Consider the following 20,095-nt stretch of genomic DNA (forward strand, 5'->3'; position numbering starts at 1 on the left):
CACTCCCAACTGTGTGGGCGAATTTTAGCAAGCTTTGCGTTTTTCCCCAAACTTTCCTGGCGCTTTATTTACAGACACTTTTTATTGGCAAAAATAAAAAATCGATGTAAAAAGCAGAGCTTTACGTATAATATGGGCCACTATGGCTAAGAAAAATTCATCTAAATCGACAAGTAATACTATCGCGCTCAATAAAAAGGCGCGTCATGAGTATTTTTTACACGACAAGTTTGAGGCTGGTGTCGAACTGCAAGGCTGGGAAGTAAAAAGCATCCGAGCTGGTAAAGTAAACATCTCTGAAACGTACATTCACCTTAAAAATGGCGAAGCGTTTTTGCTTGGCAGTCAAATACAGCCACTCAATAGTGCTTCAACCCATGTTATTTGCGATCCATTACGTTATCGCAAGTTATTATTAAGCAGACGCGAGCTGGACCGTTTAGTTGGTGCAACTGAGCGCGACGGCTATTCATTGATCGCCACTGCCATGTATTGGAAAAAATGCTGGGTGAAACTAGAGTTTCACTTAGGTAAAGGTAAGAAAATGCATGACAAACGTGAAGACGGCAAAAACAAAGACTGGTCTCGCGAAAAAGAACGGTTAATGAAGCACAAAGTTTAATATATCGAAACAACCTCAAAAGCGCCTAACTCAGTTAGGCGTTTTTATTTCTACTCCCTAATTCTTCTAAGTGTATCGACAACAACAAAAAAAACAGTTTGATAACAAGTCACTTACATGATATTCATATTACCGGTTTCAGTACCACTTATAATTATCATGACAACAAGGATTTAAGGATGAAGAACAGAATACTCCCATTTAAACCTAAGCTCATCGCTTGTGTAACTCTGGCAATTTCAACAGCGGGTTATACTTCTCAATCATTTGCTGCTGACGAAGCAACAAAAGTTGAGCGTATTGAAGTAACGGGCTCTCGAATAAAACGTACTGATATTGAAGGTCCATCCCCAGTACAATCAATTAGTCGCGCCGATATTGATAATATGGGCTATGACAACCTACAACAGTTACTGGAAAGAATGCCTGTTGCCGGTAATGGCACATTTTCTACCCGCGGCAACAATCAAGATTCTACAGCCAATGGCTCTGCGGCAGTATCGTTGCGTGGTCTTGGCGCAGATGCAACGCTTGTGTTAATTAATGGTCGTCGAGTGGCTATCAGCGCATTTGCTGAGAGTATCACTAACTCATTTGTTGATATTAACAGCATCCCTGTGTCTGCTATTGAACGCATTGATATTCTTAAAGATGGTGCCTCTGCAATTTATGGTTCCGATGCCGTTGCCGGTGTAGTTAATATTATTTTGAAAAAAGATATTGATGGCCTAGAAGTGAATTTAGGTTATGGCGGCACTGATGGCCCTAACTATGAAGAAACCTCGGCAAGTATTGTTTGGGGAACCTCAAACGAAAAAAGCAGCGCGTCAGTGATCATTGACTATTTCAAAAACACCTCATTATCTTCAGATGAAATGGGTCGCTTAGGTACTGCAGATCAAACAGCAAATGGGGGAGAAGATTTTCGTTCCTCACGCGGATTCCCAGGTTATTTCTACGTTGACGGCGTAAAAACAATCGATCCGGATTGCCCAGCTGAAAGTGCCACATCTAGCGGCAGCTGCTTATTTGATTATGGACCATTTGGCTATATTGCTCCTGCTTCTGAGCGAGTGGGTGCTATTTCGCAATTTGAGTATAACTTTGATAACGGCATTACTGCCTTTATGGAAATGGCTGTACAGCATAATACCTCGATTGCCGCAGGTGCACCTACACCGCTAGATGAAGATGCCGGTTTAACTGTTCCAGGTAGTCACCCGAACAATCCTTTTGGCCAGGGTATTCAGATCGGTCGTTACCGAACTGTTGATGCCGGTGCCCGTCAGTGGGACATTGAATCTGATACACTGCGTTTTGTTGCCGGCCTACGCGGTGAAATTAGCGATTGGAGCTGGGAAGCCGCCGTTCAAAAAGGCCGCAGTAAATCAATGCAAACTGGTGATAGAACCCAAGGCTGGGTAAGAACTGATTTTTTACAGCAAGAAATAGATGCTGGCAACTACAACCCATTTGGCGGCACTTATAATGATCCAGCGGTAATTGACCGTATTACCACCAGTTTAGTACGCCGTGGTGAGTCTCATATGACCTCATTTGATGCCAATATTACCGGCGAGGCTTTTAGCTTTGGTGACAGTGTTGTCATGATGGCTGCTGGTATTGAATACCGTGAAGAAGATGTCAGCGATATCCCAGATGATCAATTTCAACGCGGTTTAATTTTTGGTACTGAGTCTGTTTCTGCAGCCGCTGAGCGCGACCAGTACGCAGCCTATGTTGAGTTTTCAATTCCATTAGCGGATAGCTTAGAGCTACAACTTGCCGGGCGCTTTGATGATTACAGTGACTTTGGCACCACAACAAACCCTAAAGTAGCACTGCGCTGGGCTCCTACCGATGAAATTACCGTTCGCGGTTCATGGGCACAAGGCTTTAGAGCCCCTTCCCTAGCACAAATTGGCCTAGGTCCTTCAGAAGAAAGTCAGTTTTTTGTTGATAGCTATCGCTGTGCTGCAACGGGAGAAGATTGCGATGTACTTGATTACAACATTCAATTTGCTGGTAACCCTGACCTAAAGGCCGAAGAGTCTGAATCATGGAACGTTGGCTTTATTTGGGCGCCAATGGCTGAACTTGGCTTTAGCATTGATGTATGGAGTATTACTCAAGATAACAAAATTGATGAACAAGCCTTTGGCCCTATTTATGACGCTGAATGTAATAATCAAAATAGTACAGTGTGCGTTCGCCTACCGCCGCAAGGTGGACAAAGTTTAGGGGTGATCCAAAAAATTCACAGTACTTTTGAAAATGTCTCTTCGCAAGAAGTATCTGGCGTTGATTTCTCTGCAAATTATAACCACTCATTGGATGATTTAGGTTTACTTAAGTTCAACTTAGAATGGGCATACCAAGATAAGTTTGAAAAAGACGACCGCGATTATACTGGTGAATATGGTTACCCTGAACATCGCTGGATGTTTTCAACTAATTGGGAGCTTGGCGAATTCAATACTAATGTAAATATCAGTTATATTGGTGAATTTGAAGATACACCAGATATTGATTTTGACGGCACGCTGGATTTTGATAGCAACACATCAAGAATGGTTGATTCACAAGTTTTAGTTGATTTGCAAACGGCTTATCGTATTACTGAGTCGACCAAAATTTCGATTGGTGTAAATAACTTATTTGACGAAGAGCCGCCATTCGCTATCGGTGATGGCGATAGTGATTTATATGGCTATGTATCAGCGGTGCATAATCCGCGCGGACGCTATATTTATACTAAAGTGTCGTTTTCTTTCTAGTTTTACTCGCTAACAAAAAAACCCGCCAGTTGGCGGGTTTTCTATTTAAAAACTAGGGCCTAAATTATAGGTCGCCTTCGTTTTCAGAAAGGAATTTAGCAACGCCTGCTGGGCTTGCGTCCATACCTTTTTTACCTTCAGTCCAACCAGCAGGACATACTTCACCGTGCTCGCTGTGGAACGCTAGAGCGTCAACCATACGAAGCATTTCGTCGATGTTACGACCTAGTGGTAAATCATTTACTACTTGATGACGTACATTACCTTCTTCATCAATTAAGAATGAACCACGAAATGCAACGCCCGCTTCTGGATGCTCAACGTCATATGCTTTACAGATTTCGTGCTTAACGTCTGCAACTAGTGCATATTTAACTGCGCCAATACCACCGTCAGCAACAGCAGTGTTACGCCATGCGTTGTGTGAGAATTGTGAATCAATTGAAACACCAATTACTTCAACGCCACGCTTTTGGAATTCTTCATAACGCTTGTCAAAAGCAATTAGTTCAGAAGGACATACGAAAGTGAAATCTAGTGGGTAAAAGAAGATTACCGCTTTTTTACCTTTGATTTTTTCGTGAAGATTGTAGCTATCTACGATCTCGCCGTTACCTAATACTGCTGCAGCGGTAAAGTCTGGTGCCTGGCGGCCTACTAATACACCCATTTTATTCTCCAAATATTTGAGTTTGCTTTTTATTGCTTACGCAATGCTTGCCTTTAATATGGGATCTAAAAACAAAATACCAAGGGCTGGCATGCATAATTGTCAAAATATTTTAGAGAGTAATGACTTAAAAGAACAATCGTATTTTCCGATGTCTACCATCGAAAATACAGAACACCAAGTAAAGGGAATAAAAAAGCCTGCATGAGCAGGCTTTTAAATAGTAAAAATGATTAATCCATAATATTTTCAGGCATATCACCACGGATCTTTTGCCAAATTTCACCTGTTTGATGACCATATTTACGCATCATTGAAATAGCACCATCATGTTCACGCTTTTCAGCAAGTATAGTTAAGTCTTTATAAAACTGACGTGCTAGTTGACGAGTGCCCGGATCGGAGAAGTAATGACAGCCAATTTTCGAATAAAAACCTTTAAAGCCATTTAGAATAAGCACATAAATACGATTATTGCCTGCAACAGCTAACTCATGGTGCACTTTGTAATCGTAATCAGCAAAGGCCTGCGCGCTATCTTCAAGTTCATCACTTTGCGATAAGATTTCAATCACTCGATCTGGTGCCAGCTTTATCGCCGCACGAGTATAAATGGCGCTAATGTTGGTACGAGCAGAGAGCAACTGATCTGTCAGCTCCGGCATTTTGTCTTCATCAAGACGGGCTAATGTTTCAAGAATATTAAGTCCTGACGTTTCCCAAAAGTTATTTACGCGTGTCGGCTTGCCATGTTGAATGGTTAGCCAGCCATCACGTGCTAGACGTTGTAATACTTCACGTAGTGTAGTGCGTGTAACACCTATTAATTCTGATAACTCGCGCTCAGCAGGGAGTATAGAACCTGGAGGGAAATCCCCATTCCAAATTGACTCAACAATATACTCTTCTGCAAATCCAGCTGGACTTTTCGCTTTAAAAATTCTCATTCAATTCCCACTCGAGTTATCACATTACTTCACTTAAAAACGATTAACCGACTGATTGTACCAGATGAAGCAAAACTAACAAGTAAAGTAATTGCGAAGCTATATTTTTTTGAACAAAGTGGTGCATGGAATCTAAATGTCATATAGGATCATGCCCCCGATTTGGGGGAATAAAAAAATAAACGGAGTTTACATGTTTAAACACTCAACTATCGCTTTGGCGATATCTTCTTGCTTTTTAGTGTCTGGCTGCCTTGAAGTAGAAAACAATAGTAATGACGACCTTGTTGCAGCAATTGAAAATCAAAACAATAATACAGCTGAAGCGATGCAAACTGCCACTCTTACTGGCTCTATTAAGCACCTACTAACTAACGACACTGTCGAAAATGCACAAATATCTATAAAAATAGGTAATACCTGGAGCGAAATAACCGATACGACTAATGGTCTTTTCGAACTACTCGATTTGCCAGCGGCTGCTGATTTCACTTTATTAGTTTCAAGTGCAGACAACTCATTTCAAGAACGAGCTTTTTACGGAAATACTAGCTACGGAATTCGCCAATTAGGCGCACTGTTGGTTGCTGATTCAGAGTTGATTGAATTTGAAGTGCTACAAAGTGGAACAAATGAACCTGTTCCGGGCTTGGAGTTTAATTACTCAATTTCTACGAGTCTTGAAAGTTACTATGATTGGCAAGAGCGCAATGAGCACTTTATTCGTTCAACATACAATGAACAAACAGGTATGTATTCTATAGCTAAAATTGCTGGATTTAATAAAGAATTAGTAATCGATTTTGACATCGATAATGATGCTATAGATGACTACAGCTTGACCCAACAACCAAGTGATGTGAATCGTATATATACTGATGAGTTGAGTAATGGCAGTGGTATATACGTAGTTAAAACAGCTGAAAATGCCGAGTTTTCTGTTCGTCTCAGTATTATTGATACATTAGGTAACACTATAAATGACCTAAATGTTGCTGCATATACTCAACTATCGAAACCAATTACACCGACCTTTGACAGTTCTTCAAATGAATATGTATTTGAATATAAAGGAACTGCCAGCATGAGCTTGGTGCTACCTAGCTATGTTGATTCAGAAGGTACAAATTACACAAGCAATAAAATAACCCTAACTGCTTTTAATGATGGTGTGTCGGTTCAAGGAAATTATAATAATAATTTAAATGGTTTTTACCCGCTTGAGAACGGAGTGTTTTCTTTAGTCTCACAACTAAAGGAAAGCAATTCCAATCCGCAATTGAGAATAATAAATGCTGATATAGATACCAAAACGCAAGGCTACTATGTATTCATGGATACGCCAGTTAAGCTAGTTGAAGACAGTATAAAGTTAGTTAGCTTAGAGCAAATTAACGTAACCCGCGGTAATGACTCTGATGCAGATTTCGTTGAGCCTGGCGTTACCCAAATCACCGTAGGGGATGTTGAGTTACCTATAAAGACAGCTCTTACATTCAATGATAGTTTTATCACTAGTTTACCAACTACAGTCTTGCCTTCAGGGAGATATCAATATCGTTTTACCAGTGCTATTGAAAAAGATACCGATTTAATAAAGTATTTTTCAACTCAAACAAACTTTACTGTAGAGCACCCTGAGAAATTTAATATAAGCCAAATCAAGTTGGATAATAATAATGGTAAAACAAATGACAACCTGATCGTCTCAGCAAACACCGCTGGTATTGCACCAATAAACCCTTACCAGTCAAACAATGCTAATGTATATTTACCCAGCTCGATCACAACACTAGAAAGCCTCAAATTCTATTTAATCAGCTACACAAGTAATGGAACCAGCAATCCACTAAATTATACGATATCTGCTGTAAATGATGGAAATATCAACGCAACTCTTCGCTACACTGTCTCTTCGGCTTTGAATGAAAGAGTCGAAACCGAGTCATATAGAATAGATAAATATACTAACCTGGCTGACAGTAAATGGTATGCACTTGATTTTTCTTACAATATATCAAACCTAGACGATAATACTGCGTCAAATAAAAATGACATGACTTTAGGTTATGAGTATGTAATAAAGGGTAGTAATGAAGTAATTACGGGAAAAATAACGTTACCTGTGCTTTAATTACTGACCTGCGGGTATAAAGTTTATACCCGCTTCATTGTACCCGATTTTATTCAATAACTAAGTCAATTTCAGTTATCATCTGTGCTTTCCCCCTTGCGCCTTGATTAAGTACTAAGTCATAATCCCAACCTGATTTTAATATTTGGAAATACTATGAATTGGTTAGCAAATTTAGCGCAACAACGCACACCTTGGGTTTTATTGGCATTAACTGCATTTACATTTGAAGCAGTTGCTTTATTTTTCCAATATCAAATGGGCTTAGAGCCATGCATTATGTGTATTTATCAGCGAACCGCGATGCTAGGTCTACTGATTGCAGGCATTATTGGCGCAATCAACCCCACTAACATGGTGATCCGTGTTACTGCTTTATTGAGCTGGGCTATTGCTAGTGTTTGGGGCTATTTTATTGCTCGTCAACATATTGAGATGCAAACCACTACGGATCCATTTGCCTTTAGCTGTGAGTTTGAGCCAAACTTCCCCGTGCCATTACATGAATGGATACCACAGTTCTTCGCCGCCACCGGTGACTGCGGCAATATTGATTGGCAGTTTGCTGGTTTAAGTATGCCCGCTTGGATGGAAGTAATTTTTGGTGCATTTACATTAGTACTAATAAGCGTTGTCGCAAGCCGCTTAATCATTAAAAAGTCACTGTGATGATGACATTTTTTTCAAGCCAAGTGACGCCATTAAAACCATTTAAAATACGCCAACGTCAGCAAATTATTGCCTTAGCTTTAAGTCGCTTAACGCCGATGCAAAAAATCAGTTTGCGTATTTTAAAGTTACTTTTATTGACCCCTGTATTTTTATCTTTAGCCTATTTTGAAGGTTGGTCACTGTTACCTGCATTATTGATCACCGGTATAGCTTACCCTTTGCTGACTACGCCAGTAGAAATCATGTTTGCTAAAGGTCATTTACAGCAAGCAATTGAAGAGTTTACACAGGGCGAATAATTCGCCCTGTTCTTAATGTTTAACTAATTAATATTTAACTACTTAAAATTTAACTTTCCCTTCTAGTTTAGCAACGAGCTTATCGCCAATTCCTTTCACCTGCGCCAAATCAGCAATAGACTTAAATTTACCTTGTTTAGTGCGATAATCAACGATCGCTTGTGCTTTTGATTTACCAATACCAGGTAGTTGGCTAAGTTGCTCGACTGTTGCTTGATTTACATTTACTAGCTGGTTTTTCCCTGCACTTTCAGTCGCCGCCACTTTAGTTACAGCTGCATTACTGGGCAATGAAATAGCAAGACCAAACACTACTACTATTAAAGTTAAAAACTTCATGTTTCTCCTCCATGATATCCATACGTGGACTCAGTTAATAGTTGATTTAAACGCCCTCACTTTTGGACTACATCCAAATAAAGCCATACTAAAAAAGTGCGACTATTTAAATAAAGTAAACTTGTACCTCTTTGTCAATGTACCGATAGTAAAAAAATAAAAATGTTAACTTGCAAAAAGGCCAACAAACAATTACTGTACATAAAAACAGTAATCAATCAAGGTGAACATGTTATTCACCAAGCAAATTGGCAGGAGAAATCATGGCTGTTGTTGTTAAATATGTTGTAGAAAGAAACGGAGTCGAGCGTATGACGTTTACTACTAAAAAAGAAGCTGATGCGTATGACAAAATGCTTGATATAGCAGAGTCACTCGAAATGATGCTAGAAAAAGTGGATGTCCCTTTAAGTGAGCAACAAATTGAATCGCTTGCACTTGAGATCGCTAAAAGTAAAGACGACTTTATCAATGTACTTAAAGGCGCTAAAGACGTTGCCCCAGCTAAAGCTGCACCTGCTAAAACCAAGAAAACAGCAGAGAGCGTTGCAGATTTAAAAGCAAGCACTGACAAAGCAGCGAGCTGATAGCCTACTTATAAAATAGAAAAGGAGCTTATTAAAGCTCCTTTTTTTCTGTTAGCTCAATGAGCCCTCAACTTCATCAAATAACTGCGTGATCTCTTTACTCGGAGGTGGTGTTGATAAGCTCACCACTACAATTGCGATACTTGATAAAATAAAGCCAGGTATAATTTCATAAATGAGACTACTGAGCGTCTCACCATTAATAGTAATTGGCGCATAGATCCACACCAACACAGTACCAGCACCGACAACCATACCACTTATCGCACCTTGAAGATTCATTCGTTTCCAATACAAGCTAAGCAATACTAATGGGCCAAATGCAGCACCAAAACCAGCCCATGCATTACTAACTAAATCTAAAATCGAACTATCGCGATCATACGCTAAGTAAATAGCAAATAATGCCACTAGCAATACGCTAATTCGACCGACTAAAACCAATTCAGTTTGTGAGGCACTGCGATTTAAATAGATTTTGTAAAAGTCTTCAGTTAGCGAGCTTGAGCATACTAATAGCTGAGACGAAATAGTACTCATAATCGCAGCTAAAATAGCAGCAAGTAAAAAGCCTGCAATTAACGGATGGAATACTAGTTCAGATAATACTAAAAAGATTGTTTCTTTATCGTCAATCAGCATTTGGTTTTCAATCATATATGCGGCGCCAAATAACCCAGTTAGTACTGCACCAATTGCTGAAAGTGTCATCCACGACATACCAATACGACGCATAGTTGGCATATCTTTAACAGATCGTACTGACATAAAACGAACGATAATATGCGGTTGCCCAAAATAACCTAAACCCCATGCCATTGCAGAAATAATCGCGATGGTAGAACCACCGGCAAACCAGTCAAGCATGTTAAGTGCATGGATCTCACTCTCTTTGGGTGAACTCAATAAAAGATCATAACGTGCGTTCGCCAATGTATCCATAACCGGTTGATCTAACATCATGTATGTTACAACTGGGACCGCTAGCAAGGAGATAAACATAATGCAGCCCTGCACAAAGTCAGTCAAACTCACAGCTAAGAAGCCACCAAACAAGGTATACAGTACAACAACTCCCGTAGTAACGTATAACCCAGTTTCATAACTCATTTGGAACGAGTTTTCGAATAATTTACCACCGGCAACGACGCCCGATGAGGTATAAAGTGTAAAGAACACAATAATTACAATTGCCGAGATCACCCGTAATATATTTTTATTATCAGCAAAACGGTTAGCAAAATAATCAGGGATGGTAATTGAATCGTTTGCTTTTTCAGTATAAACACGCAGTCGTGGTGCAACTAAAAAGTAATTAGCCCAAGCGCCTAGCACTAAACCAATTGCAATCCATACTTTGCTTAAACCAAATAGATACATCGCACCAGGTAACCCCATCAGCAACCAACCACTCATGTCTGATGCGCCGGCAGATAATGCCGCAACTGCTGGAGATAAACTTCTTCCACCCAACATATAACCAGATACGTCGGCTGTAGACTGCTTATATGCATATAAGCCAATACCTAGCATTACGATAAAATACGCTGCTAAAGAAATAATCATTCCAGTTTCCAAATTCGCCTCCAACTCTGAAGTTAAAATCTGGCTTTTAATCCTAATAATGACTCACAAACCAGTATTAAATCAATATGATACAAAGTCATTATTGGTGTAAAAACCATCCTAGAAGTTGACTATATCATGCCAAGGGTAAATAACTCCAATTACTGTGATATCCAAACAACTGTTCGAGGTAAAGTTGGTTTTACGCGTTGAAAACAATTTCACATTTGAATATGGTAATTAATGCTTAATTGCCCTAGGATTAGATCAATGATTTCTCAAATAATCAATACTTTAGTATTTATATTGCAAATATAGTTAATGCTATTTATGTTGTTTTAACTTATATTGCCCAAGTACTCGTTTAACTGATGTGGATCCATTGTTTATGTATTTTTATGCTGCACGCCAACCAATTTTAGACCGAAACAAAGAACTTGTAGGTTATGAGTTACTCTTTCGTGACGGCGTTGATAATGTATTCCCAGATATTGATGGTGATGAGGCAACCACGCGATTAATTGAAGGCAGTCAATTTAATTTTGGGTTAGAAGATCTCACCGATAACAAACCAGCCTATATCAACTTTACCCTGGAAACGTTGCAAAAAGGCTACCCAACACTGCTGGGTAAAGATCAAATTGTTGTTGAGATACTCGAAACAATTCAACCTGGTAAGCGCTTATTAGCAATCGTCAAAGAGCTAAAAGAAAAAGGCTACACATTAGCGTTGGATGATTATATTCATCAGCCTGTGTGGCGTCATTTTTATCCTTTTATTGATATTATAAAAATAGACTTTCTTAGTTGTGACTTGGATACAATTCATACCATCATTGAAGAAGTTAAACCTTATCCGCATATAAAGTTATTAGCTGAAAAAGTAGAAACCTACGAAAAGTACCAATTAGCTTTAGATCTTGGGTTTGCTTACTTTCAAGGATTTTTCTTTTCAAAACCAGAAATGGTACAAAGTAAAACCCTGCCGCCATCAGAAATCGCCTTAGCTGAGCTACTTTATGAGACATCTGCTGTTGAGGTTAATTTAAAGAAAATTACCGAAGTATTTGAGCGGGATGTAAACCTTTCTTATAAATTATTACGATACAGCAATTCAGCAGCATTTAAACGCAGAGCCGAGATCAGCACCATCAAGCAAGCGCTTATAGTGTTAGGTGCTGAGGAAATTAAAAAGTTTTTATCGTTATTGTTTGCCGCTCAAGTTGCAGGTGATAAACCGGCTGAATTAATACGACTTTCCTTAACCAGAGCGCGTTTTACTGAATTGCTGGCTATTAACCATAATAAACTCAAAGATACCGGGATGGCTTTTCTAACCGGCATGATGTCATTAATGGATGCCATACTTGATGAAGATATGGCAAGTGTCATGAATAAACTGCCATTATCAAATGACATCAAGTTAGCATTAGTTGATGACGAAGGTTTGCTGGCGCAGTATTTGCGCTTAGTCAAACAGTATGAGCAAGCTAACTGGCAAGGCGCGAATGCAATTAAAGATGAGTTAGGATTAGCTGCAGAAAAAGTACCTGATGCCTACCATGACGCAGTCCATTGGGCGAATGAGCAAATGAAAGTACTTAGTTGATAACCCCTGCTTACTTTTTTAAAATAAAAATGCCAGCTTAAATGCTGGCATTTTTATGTAACCTGAAAAATAATATTAAAGACTTTCTAAGAAATCCTCATCGAAGTCTTCGGGCTCTTTTTCAATCGGTGGATTACCGTCATGTAGTTCATAGAGTTGACGTTGAAAATAAATATCTTTCATAAAAATATACGGATCAAGTGATTCATTTAATAAGCTTTCTTGCGGAATTAATGAAGCACGTGCTTCAACGGCTTTGAGCACAAAAACGAGCACAGTCTGTGGCGTTGTTAAGGCAATCTCCGGCAGTACAAAATTATCAACCACATCACCGGTTAGGCTACGTGCCGTTGTAGGGCCCATACCAGGTAGCATTAAATAAGCACCATCGCCAATTCCCCATACCCCTAGAGTTTGGCCAAAGTCTTCATCAACAATATTTAAACCAAGTGATGTAGCAACATCAAACAAGCCAAAAATACCCACCGTTGAATTAACTAAAAACCGCGCAATACTAATTCCTGCATTACCCGCCTTACCTTGTAAAGTAGCATTAATGACATCGGTTGGCGCGCTGATGTTATCAGTAAAATTGACAACACTACGACGCACTGGCGTTGGCGTAACGGCAACATAACCAACCGCAACAGGACGCAACACATACGCATCCAGCACATCCATATTAAAGTCATACATTGGACGGTTAAAGGATTGTAGTGGGTCCCGCTCATCTATTTTTTCATCAGGAACTTGCGCGCATCCTGCAAGCACAAGTAAACCCAATAAAACAAAACTCTGTCTTAACATCTTTGTTCCTTTTAAGGTATTAATTCATTGATAAGTAACTCATAAGCCTGAGTTTGGCTGCGCTCTAATACATCAGAGCGCCCTTCTAGCTCACCTGTTGAAGGCATTACCGAGGCATCTTTTGAAATACGCGCTGTTAAAATGATTTGCTCAACACTTGAAAGTGTTAAACCTGCAACCATAGCGTTACTGTCACTTAACTGCACTTCAATTGGAAAACGGTAATCCGTCAATTTTACCACTGCCAATGGCATTGGCGGGCCATTAGCAGCCTTTGCAAATACAAACAAGGTGCCTTGAGCTGGTAACTTATCCGTTAATTCTGGCGCCAATTTAATGGTAACTTTAATTGCTGATGTTGCTGCAGAACTGTCATCACTGCTTTGCTGCGCTGTTGCAACGGGTGTAAGTTGGCTATTTTGTTGCTCATTCTCAGCACTTATATTTTGCTCAATTTCAGAGATCCGCTGAGCAATCATACTATAACGTGAGTCTTCCTTATCCATACTCTTTAACAATACTTCAAATGCGGCTTTTGCTTGTAGCCAATCGTGCCGCTCGTAGGCAATTAACGCCAATAATGAAATTGCATCAAGGTTAGTTGGATCATCTTTAAGTACTTTAGAAAGCATACCTGCGGCACGGGTCATATTCGCATCACTTCCCTCAAGTAATAACACTTGGCTATAACTTATCAATACAGGGAGGTTGTCAGGATCCAGACGCAATACTTTATCAAATGATTGTTGTGCCATATCGTATTCGTTTAGCGACATAGCAACTCGTCCAAGTAACATCCAGGCCACTTGGTCATCACCACTTTGGGCAAGTTTAGTACGTAACCCTAACGCAAACGCTTGTAATTCATTTTGGCTTAGTGGCTCACCTTGCTGCATTACAGCTCGCTCACCATAGGCAGGTAAATTATCCATCGCACTGTGCCAATTCTGCAATTGTTGCTGGGAGCCCGTCGCAGTATAAAATATCACGGTAAAGGCTACCAAAAAGGCACTGCCTGTGAATGCAAAAATACGGTTATTACCTTTACTCATTAGCGACTTTTCAGGCGATAACTCGTTTAGTAAACGGCGTTTGAGTTCAACCACCGATTCATCATGGTTAACCTGATCGATACGTTGCTCAGCCAAATCATTCGCCAGCTCGCCAAGGCGTTGATGAAAAATAGCAATAAGCTCTGAGTTAGCATTATAGGTGAGGCTTTGTACGCGCTCTTTACTTAAAAAAGGCAGGGCAACAAACGCCATAGCTAATAAGGTTAATAATGCAAAAGCAACCCACATTAGTATCATTTAAATCTGCTCCTGACGTTCATTTTGAGCAATGAGCTTGGCTAATAGCGCCTCATCTTGCTCACTCCATGTTTGTTTAACCGCCGCTTTTCGCTGACGAAAAATAATAAAACCAAAACCAAATACCACAATCAATACCGGTAATACCCACAACACTAGTGTTGCAGGTGTGACAGGTGGGTCGTAATGAACAAAGTAACCATAACGGTCAATCATATATTCAATTACATCGTCTTTTGATTTACCCTCTTTCACTAATACCAAGACTTTGTCACGAAGATCTTTAGCAACTACGGCATCAGAATCGGCAATATTTTGATTTTGACATTTAGGGCAGCGTAATTCTTTGGTCAACTCTGAAAAGCGTTGTGCTTGTTCATTATTATCAAATTGATAACGGTCTTGCTCAGCCAGAGCGGCGCCACTGATAAACATCAACAATACAACTAAACAATATTTCATGGCTGTAACTCCTGCATTAAGGGCGCAAATTTAGCACGCCAAACTCGCGGATTTATATCGCCGGTATGATGCAATAAAATAGTCCCTTTACTGTCCACTAAAAAAGTCTCCGGCGCACCGGATACGCCTAAATCAAGGGATAAAGTGCGGTGTAAATCAAGAATATTAAACTGATACGGATCACCCGCTCGACTTAGCATTGACTTAACTTCTTCACGCAGCGCTGGTAAGTCGAATTCGCCATCGAAATCAGCATCATAACTTTGTACATAGTAAAGCCCGATAATTTTAACGCCTTGCTCTCGCAGTTGGGTTAAATAATCTAATTCAGCTAAACAGGTAGGACACCAAGTGCCCCATACATTAAGTAAATAAACATCGCCTTTTAACTGGCTATCCTGCCAACGCTTTGAATCCTGCATTAAATCAGGTAAATCAAAGGTCGGCATTGGCTGACCTAAACGACCGGTTTGAATTTCTCGTGGATTAGAAAACAAGCCTTGGAATAAAAACACACACACTAAAGCAAATGCCAGCAGGGGTATAAGCGCTAATAATTTGCGATTCATACTAACTGCTCCTTTGATTTATCAGACTTCTTTTTGCTGGTGCGATAGCGTCTGTCACCCAAAATCATAAAGCCAGCAAGTGAAATCAACACACCACCAATCCACATCCAACGCACATACGGTTTATGATAAATTCGCAGTGACCAACCACCGTTACTTAACTGCTCACCCAACGCTAAATATAAATCGCGGGTGAAACCGGCATCAATTGCCGCTTCAGTCATAAATTGCATACCAATATCATAACGACGTTTTTCAGCATGCAATACGGTCACTAATTTATCATTTTTCAGAACACTCACTTCTCCCGCATGGCCACTGTAGTTAGCGCCGCGAATAGTATTCACCCCTTCGAAACGATACTGATACTGATTTAACTGTACAATTTCACCTGGTTTCATTGAGACATCACGCTCAACAGAGTATGCCGAAGTTAACGTAACGCCCGCAATAACAAAAGCGATACCAACATGACCCAACACCATTGCCCAGTAGCTCAACCCTAAGCGTTTCAGCCCTTGGCTAAAACTAGTTTGTAAGGTTGCTTTTATGTATAGGTCAACAGCGGTTGTCATGATAATCCATACTGCCAGTGTGGTTGCTAATAACGTTAAAGGTGCAACAACGGCATAACTTGAATACAACCAAGCTGCTGTGATAACAACGCTCATTAGCGCAGCAATAAGTAATTTATTTTGCAGAAAAGACCACTTATTTTGCTTCCAACGTAGTAAGGGTCCAATTCCCATTAAAATGGCAAATGGTACCAAAAGAATGGCAAACATTTTATTAAAAAACGGTTCGCCAATAGAGATACTGCCTAAGCCCATTTCTTTATGCACCATAGGTAATAGAGTACCTAGTAACACTATAAATGTAGCCACCACTAAAAATATATTATTAAGCCATAATGCTACTTCACGTGATACCAGCTTATAGCGTCCTTCACTGCGCACTTGCGACACTCTAAAAGCGTATAACGTTAATGCGCCACCGACGACGATAGCTAAAAATGCCAAGATAAATAACCCACGATCAGGGTCTGTCGCAAAAGCATGTACCGACACAATAATGCCAGAGCGCACAATAAAGGTGCCCAGCAAGCTTAATGAAAACGCCGCGATAGCAAGTAGCACAGTCCAAGATTTAAACACGCCGCGTTTTTCAGTTACCGACAAGGAGTGTAATAATGCCGTTGCCACGAGCCATGGCATGAGTGATGCGTTTTCAACTGGATCCCAGAACCACCAACCGCCCCAGCCAAGCTCAGAATAAGCCCACCAGCTACCAATTGTAATGCCTAAGGTTAAAAAGCCCCATGCAGTCATGGTCCATGGACGCGACCATTTAGCCCAAGTATTATCAAGCTTGCCGGTTAATAGCGCGGCAATAGCAAATGAGAATGATACTGATAGTCCCACATAGCCCATATACAGCAAAGGGGGATGAATGATCATACCTGGATCTTGCAATAACGGGTTGAGATCGCGACCCTCTACAGGAAAATACGGTAACAATAATTCAAACGGGTTTGACATCCACAGGGTATAAAGCATAAAGCCAACCCCTAAAAAGCCTAACACACCTAATACCCTTGCTCGTAATATCCAAGGCAGTGAATTAGAACGCACAGCAACAACCGCAGTCCAACCTGCTTGCATCACTAACCACAACAAAATAGCGCCTTCATGACCGCCCCAAGTTGAAGTGATTTTATAATACCAGGGTAAAGTACTACTTGAATGATAGGCCACATATGCGACGGTAAAATCATCCGTTAAACTTGCGTAAATAAGGGCTGCGAATGACAACAGCACAAATATAAACTGGCCAACAGCTAATGAAGGCGCTGCGCGCATTAGTCGTAAATTGCCAGTGTGTGCGCCCCATAAAGGAAAAATACACAATAAAACACTCAGCACCATAGCAAGTGTTAGGGAGAAATAACCGAGTTCTGGGATCATCTTAATTGCCACTTTCTAAGTTATATTTAGGTTTTTCATGTTTGATCCCCTTTACCGCTTCAGCAACTTCAGCTGGCATGTATTCTTCATCATGCTTTGCCAAAACTTCAAACGCTTCTATTACATTAGGTTCAACCAACACACCTTGCGCCACAATCCCTTGTCCCTCACGAAATAAGTCAGGCAAAATACCTTGGTATTTAATCGTAACGAGTGGGCCGGTATCAATTAATTTAAAGCTGACTTGTAAGCTGGTTTCATCTCTGATCACAGAGCCTGGAACCACCATGCCACCAATACGTAATTTTTGACCTATGTGCGGTTTTTCTTTATTTGGTCCTTTACCTTCGACTAATTCACTCGGGGTATAAAATAAATTAATGTTCTCTTGTAGCGCATACAGCACTAAACCAATTGCAGCTCCAACACCAAATACTATGGCTGTTACAGCTAACAGACGTTTTTTGCGTCTTGGATTCATAGTTGTTGCTCCTGTTTAGCCTGCTGAATACGCGCTTCTCGCTCAGCTTGTTGCTGTACAGAAGCCATAATGCGCTTGGTATCATTTAAAGAACTAACTAAAATACCTAATAAAATCAGTGCACATGTGCCAAAAGAGAGCCATACATAAAAACCGTAACCGCCCATGGCAATAAAATCAGAAAAAGAATCAAACTGCATAACTAGCCCCTATTTAACAACTGACGCACCCAAGGGCGGTGCTTCTCACGTTGTAAAATTTCATTTTTAAGACGCATCAACGTCACCGTGCCAACAAAACCAGCAAAGGCGACTATATTTACCATTAATGGCCAAAACATACTGGAATCAATGGCTTTCGTGTCAAACTTAGTGATAGTGGCACCTTGATGCAGGGTGTTCCACCACTCAACCGAAAAATGGATAATTGGCAGGTTAATAACCCCAACAATTGCCAAAATAGATGCAGCACGACCCGCTGCTTTTTTATCTTCAAAGGCATGATATAAAGACAACACACCTAAGTATAAAAATAATAGAATGAGCTCAGAGGTAAGCCGAGCATCCCACACCCACCAAGCACCCCACATAGGTTTACCCCATGCTGCGCCGGTAATTAGTGCAATCGCCGTCACACATGCACCAACGGGTGCAATAGCAATCACAGCTAACTCAGCATTACGTAATTGCCATACTAAGGCGATCACTGCCGCAATGGCCATGGATGAATAAGCACCCATCGACAAAATAGCTGAAGGAACATGAATGAAAATAATGCGATAACTGTCTTTTTGCTGATAGTCGGCAGGCGCATAGGCTAACCCCCAGACCCAACCAACGAGCATACAGACAACCGATATCACGGCAAAATAGGGCAGTAACGTATTACATAATTGATATGCACGATCTGCTTTAGCGTAGGGATGTAACCACTTCCACATATTAACTTACACTCACTTTCAATGCTGACGATATGGCGATTGGTGCGCTAATAATAGCAATGACGAGCATCGCACCAAGAATAGCAAGCTGACCACTATAATCCAGCGACATAGTGCTGGTATCAATAGCGGACGTTGCAAAAATTAGAACCGGGATATACAAGGGTAGAACCAATAGGCTCATTAAAATGCCCCCTTTTTGTAATCCAACAGTAAGTCCAGCACCAATGGCGCCGATAAAACTAAGTAATGGTGTACCTAACAATAAAGTAAGCACCGTCGCTATTAATGCTTGATTGTCTAGGTTTAGTAACAGTGCAAACAGCGGTGTCATTAGTACCAATGGCAAACCAGTAATCAACCAATGGGCAACTACTTTACCAAGTACTGTTAGCGGTAATGGGTATGAAGAAGCAATGAGTTGCTCTAAACTGCCATCATTAAAATCATCGCGAAATAACTTATCTAACCCTAACATGGTTGATAGTAATGCAGCGACCCAAATAATACCCGGCGCCATCCGAGCTAATAGACCGGGCTCAGGCCCAATAGCTAACGGAAATAAAGTAATAACAATCAAAAAGAACAAAATGGGATTAACAATTTCAGCACGCTGACGAAAGGCCAACTGTATGTCTTTTTTACAAACAGCACTAAACAGCTGCCAATATGAATGTTGGCGTAACATCAGTGTCGGTACTCCAAAGTCACGGTTTGTAACTGCTCAAAGTGCGTAGTTAAATCTTGGTGGGTAGTTAATAGAATCGCCCCACCTTGCTCAAGGTGAGTTAAAAATCGTTGCTGTAAAAACGCAACACCGGCTTTATCTAGCGCCGTAAAAGGCTCATCAAGCACCCATAATTTAGCATCGTTGAGCCATAGCCGGATCAATGCAACACGACGCTGTTGCCCAGCGGATAAAGTACGCACCGGCACATCCTCAAGGCCTACTAAGCCAATTTTAGCCAGTAATGAATACAGGTCTTGATCTGTGTTGTAACCTTGAATTTGCAACCAAAAACGTAAGTTTTCAATCGCACTAAGTTGATTATTTACGCCGGTTTTGTGACCGATAAACAACAACTCGCGGGCAAACTCATCATAATTTTTTGCAATAGATTCACCCTGCCACATTACTTGCCCTTCATCAGGCGCAGAAAACCCTGCAATTATACGCAATAATGATGTTTTACCAGCCCCGTTTGGGCCTGCTAATTGCATGATTTGACCTGAATTCAAGCGGAAATTAAGATCCGCAAACAAACAACGGTCTTGCTTGATGCAGGTGACGGACTTAATGTGTAACAAGATGATGATTCTCTATACCCAAAATTAGGCGT

Annotated in this window: 21 protein-coding genes; 7 read left to right on the plus strand and 14 right to left on the minus strand. The window is 40.5% G+C overall.

Annotated elements, in window-relative coordinates; translation table 11 throughout:
* The first annotated feature begins 142 nt into the window (after nucleotides 1–142).
* Together smpB and V7783_RS01170 are read left to right on the plus strand one after the other, a co-directional pair.
* Complete coding sequence (gene smpB, locus V7783_RS01165; RefSeq protein ID WP_064666579.1) at nucleotides 143–622, plus strand: SsrA-binding protein SmpB; 480 nt, start codon at nucleotides 143–145, stop codon at nucleotides 620–622.
* Between the two features lie 179 nt (nucleotides 623–801).
* A complete protein-coding gene (locus V7783_RS01170) occupies nucleotides 802–3,399 on the plus strand; it encodes a TonB-dependent receptor (RefSeq protein ID WP_335677167.1) in 2,598 nt (865 codons plus the stop codon).
* A gap of 64 nt (nucleotides 3,400–3,463) precedes the next feature.
* Here V7783_RS01170 and V7783_RS01175 read toward each other — a convergent pair whose 3' ends face one another.
* Nucleotides 3,464–4,069, minus strand: a complete 606-nt coding sequence (locus V7783_RS01175) for a peroxiredoxin C (RefSeq protein WP_192540924.1) — start codon at nucleotides 4,067–4,069, stop codon at nucleotides 3,464–3,466.
* 233 nt (nucleotides 4,070–4,302) lie between these two features.
* On the minus strand, nucleotides 4,303–5,016 hold the full coding sequence (gene fadR, locus V7783_RS01180; protein ID WP_064666576.1) for a fatty acid metabolism transcriptional regulator FadR: 714 nt from the start codon (nucleotides 5,014–5,016) through the stop codon (nucleotides 4,303–4,305).
* A 193-nt stretch (nucleotides 5,017–5,209) separates the two neighbouring features.
* Here fadR and V7783_RS01185 point away from each other — a divergent pair, with 193 nt between their 5' ends.
* From V7783_RS01185 to V7783_RS01195, 3 genes are all read left to right on the plus strand, one after another.
* Entirely contained in the window at nucleotides 5,210–7,150 is a 1,941-nt protein-coding gene (locus V7783_RS01185) for a hypothetical protein (RefSeq protein ID WP_335677168.1), read from the plus strand.
* A gap of 156 nt (nucleotides 7,151–7,306) precedes the next feature.
* Nucleotides 7,307–7,819: a disulfide bond formation protein DsbB gene (gene dsbB, locus V7783_RS01190; protein ID WP_335677169.1), complete on the plus strand. Its 513-nt coding sequence runs from the start codon at nucleotides 7,307–7,309 to the stop codon at nucleotides 7,817–7,819.
* Nucleotides 7,819–8,121 (plus strand): DUF6170 family protein, encoded by a 303-nt coding sequence (locus V7783_RS01195; protein ID WP_335677170.1) that lies wholly within the window; start codon nucleotides 7,819–7,821, stop codon nucleotides 8,119–8,121. The genes dsbB and V7783_RS01195 overlap by 1 nt, the downstream gene beginning before the upstream one ends.
* 42 nt (nucleotides 8,122–8,163) lie before the next feature.
* On the opposite strand, the gene V7783_RS01200 is transcribed toward V7783_RS01195, so the two are convergent.
* On the minus strand, nucleotides 8,164–8,460 hold the full coding sequence (locus tag V7783_RS01200; RefSeq protein ID WP_335677171.1) for a ComEA family DNA-binding protein: 297 nt from the start codon (nucleotides 8,458–8,460) through the stop codon (nucleotides 8,164–8,166).
* Nucleotides 8,461–8,723: 263 nt separating this feature from the next.
* Here V7783_RS01200 and V7783_RS01205 point away from each other — a divergent pair, with 263 nt between their 5' ends.
* Nucleotides 8,724–9,047: a YebG family protein gene (locus tag V7783_RS01205; protein WP_335677172.1), complete on the plus strand. Its 324-nt coding sequence runs from the start codon at nucleotides 8,724–8,726 to the stop codon at nucleotides 9,045–9,047.
* A gap of 51 nt (nucleotides 9,048–9,098) precedes the next feature.
* Here V7783_RS01205 and putP read toward each other — a convergent pair whose 3' ends face one another.
* Entirely contained in the window at nucleotides 9,099–10,613 is a 1,515-nt protein-coding gene (gene putP / locus V7783_RS01210; protein ID WP_335677173.1) for a sodium/proline symporter PutP, read from the minus strand.
* A 388-nt stretch (nucleotides 10,614–11,001) separates the two neighbouring features.
* Here putP and V7783_RS01215 point away from each other — a divergent pair, with 388 nt between their 5' ends.
* Nucleotides 11,002–12,222, plus strand: coding sequence for an EAL and HDOD domain-containing protein (locus V7783_RS01215; protein WP_335677174.1), 1,221 nt, complete (start codon nucleotides 11,002–11,004; stop codon nucleotides 12,220–12,222).
* A 75-nt stretch (nucleotides 12,223–12,297) separates the two neighbouring features.
* On the opposite strand, the gene V7783_RS01220 is transcribed toward V7783_RS01215, so the two are convergent.
* The 10 genes from V7783_RS01220 to ccmA are packed head-to-tail and all read right to left on the minus strand — an operon-like array spanning nucleotide 12,298 to nucleotide 20,063.
* On the minus strand, nucleotides 12,298–13,029 hold the full coding sequence (locus V7783_RS01220) for an MlaA family lipoprotein (protein ID WP_335677175.1): 732 nt from the start codon (nucleotides 13,027–13,029) through the stop codon (nucleotides 12,298–12,300).
* Nucleotides 13,030–13,040: 11 nt separating this feature from the next.
* Nucleotides 13,041–14,339 carry a c-type cytochrome biogenesis protein CcmI gene (gene ccmI, locus V7783_RS01225; RefSeq protein ID WP_335677176.1) on the minus strand — a complete coding sequence of 433 codons (1,299 nt, stop codon included), beginning with the start codon at nucleotides 14,337–14,339 and terminating at the stop codon, nucleotides 13,041–13,043.
* Nucleotides 14,340–14,801: a cytochrome c-type biogenesis protein gene (locus V7783_RS01230; protein WP_335677177.1), complete on the minus strand. Its 462-nt coding sequence runs from the start codon at nucleotides 14,799–14,801 to the stop codon at nucleotides 14,340–14,342.
* Entirely contained in the window at nucleotides 14,798–15,370 is a 573-nt protein-coding gene (locus tag V7783_RS01235; RefSeq protein WP_335677178.1) for a redoxin family protein, read from the minus strand. Before V7783_RS01235 ends, V7783_RS01230 begins: the two co-directional genes overlap by 4 nt.
* Nucleotides 15,367–17,334, minus strand: a complete 1,968-nt coding sequence (locus V7783_RS01240) for a heme lyase CcmF/NrfE family subunit (RefSeq protein ID WP_335677179.1) — start codon at nucleotides 17,332–17,334, stop codon at nucleotides 15,367–15,369. The genes V7783_RS01235 and V7783_RS01240 overlap by 4 nt, the downstream gene beginning before the upstream one ends.
* A 1-nt stretch (nucleotide 17,335) precedes the next feature.
* A complete protein-coding gene (gene ccmE, locus V7783_RS01245; protein WP_335677180.1) occupies nucleotides 17,336–17,815 on the minus strand; it encodes a cytochrome c maturation protein CcmE in 480 nt (159 codons plus the stop codon).
* Nucleotides 17,812–18,015, minus strand: coding sequence for a heme exporter protein CcmD (gene ccmD, locus V7783_RS01250; protein WP_304179321.1), 204 nt, complete (start codon nucleotides 18,013–18,015; stop codon nucleotides 17,812–17,814). The genes ccmE and ccmD overlap by 4 nt, the downstream gene beginning before the upstream one ends.
* Nucleotides 18,016–18,017: 2 nt before the next feature.
* The gene (locus V7783_RS01255) at nucleotides 18,018–18,755 is read right to left on the minus strand and encodes a heme ABC transporter permease (RefSeq protein ID WP_335677181.1); all 738 of its coding nucleotides are present in this window, start codon (nucleotides 18,753–18,755) and stop codon (nucleotides 18,018–18,020) included.
* Between the two features lies 1 nt (nucleotide 18,756).
* A complete protein-coding gene (gene ccmB, locus V7783_RS01260) occupies nucleotides 18,757–19,443 on the minus strand; it encodes a heme exporter protein CcmB (protein WP_335677182.1) in 687 nt (228 codons plus the stop codon).
* The gene (gene ccmA, locus V7783_RS01265; protein ID WP_335677183.1) at nucleotides 19,443–20,063 is read right to left on the minus strand and encodes a cytochrome c biogenesis heme-transporting ATPase CcmA; all 621 of its coding nucleotides are present in this window, start codon (nucleotides 20,061–20,063) and stop codon (nucleotides 19,443–19,445) included. Before ccmA ends, ccmB begins: the two co-directional genes overlap by 1 nt.
* Between the last annotated feature and the right edge of the window lie 32 nt (nucleotides 20,064–20,095).

The organism is Pseudoalteromonas sp. (assembly GCF_036960685.1).
Taxonomy (GTDB): domain Bacteria; phylum Pseudomonadota; class Gammaproteobacteria; order Enterobacterales; family Alteromonadaceae; genus Pseudoalteromonas.

Bases quoted from the DNA above. Each gene is read 5' to 3' on its own strand.
- smpB (WP_064666579.1), top strand. From the start codon at position 143: ATGGCTAAGAAAAATTCATCTAAATCGACAAGTAATACTATCGCGCTC.
- V7783_RS01170 (WP_335677167.1), top strand. From the start codon at position 802: ATGAAGAACAGAATACTCCCATTTAAACCTAAGCTCATCGCTTGTGTA.
- V7783_RS01175 (WP_192540924.1), bottom strand. From the start codon at position 4,069: ATGGGTGTATTAGTAGGCCGCCAGGCACCAGACTTTACCGCTGCAGCA.
- fadR (WP_064666576.1), bottom strand. From the start codon at position 5,016: ATGAGAATTTTTAAAGCGAAAAGTCCAGCTGGATTTGCAGAAGAGTAT.
- V7783_RS01185 (WP_335677168.1), top strand. From the start codon at position 5,210: ATGTTTAAACACTCAACTATCGCTTTGGCGATATCTTCTTGCTTTTTA.
- dsbB (WP_335677169.1), top strand. From the start codon at position 7,307: ATGAATTGGTTAGCAAATTTAGCGCAACAACGCACACCTTGGGTTTTA.
- V7783_RS01195 (WP_335677170.1), top strand. From the start codon at position 7,819: ATGATGACATTTTTTTCAAGCCAAGTGACGCCATTAAAACCATTTAAA.
- V7783_RS01200 (WP_335677171.1), bottom strand. From the start codon at position 8,460: ATGAAGTTTTTAACTTTAATAGTAGTAGTGTTTGGTCTTGCTATTTCA.
- V7783_RS01205 (WP_335677172.1), top strand. From the start codon at position 8,724: ATGGCTGTTGTTGTTAAATATGTTGTAGAAAGAAACGGAGTCGAGCGT.
- putP (WP_335677173.1), bottom strand. From the start codon at position 10,613: ATGATTATTTCTTTAGCAGCGTATTTTATCGTAATGCTAGGTATTGGC.
- V7783_RS01215 (WP_335677174.1), top strand. From the start codon at position 11,002: ATGTATTTTTATGCTGCACGCCAACCAATTTTAGACCGAAACAAAGAA.
- V7783_RS01220 (WP_335677175.1), bottom strand. From the start codon at position 13,029: ATGTTAAGACAGAGTTTTGTTTTATTGGGTTTACTTGTGCTTGCAGGA.
- ccmI (WP_335677176.1), bottom strand. From the start codon at position 14,339: ATGATACTAATGTGGGTTGCTTTTGCATTATTAACCTTATTAGCTATG.
- V7783_RS01230 (WP_335677177.1), bottom strand. From the start codon at position 14,801: ATGAAATATTGTTTAGTTGTATTGTTGATGTTTATCAGTGGCGCCGCT.
- V7783_RS01235 (WP_335677178.1), bottom strand. From the start codon at position 15,370: ATGAATCGCAAATTATTAGCGCTTATACCCCTGCTGGCATTTGCTTTA.
- V7783_RS01240 (WP_335677179.1), bottom strand. From the start codon at position 17,334: ATGATCCCAGAACTCGGTTATTTCTCCCTAACACTTGCTATGGTGCTG.
- ccmE (WP_335677180.1), bottom strand. From the start codon at position 17,815: ATGAATCCAAGACGCAAAAAACGTCTGTTAGCTGTAACAGCCATAGTA.
- ccmD (WP_304179321.1), bottom strand. From the start codon at position 18,015: ATGCAGTTTGATTCTTTTTCTGATTTTATTGCCATGGGCGGTTACGGT.
- V7783_RS01255 (WP_335677181.1), bottom strand. From the start codon at position 18,755: ATGTGGAAGTGGTTACATCCCTACGCTAAAGCAGATCGTGCATATCAA.
- ccmB (WP_335677182.1), bottom strand. From the start codon at position 19,443: ATGTTACGCCAACATTCATATTGGCAGCTGTTTAGTGCTGTTTGTAAA.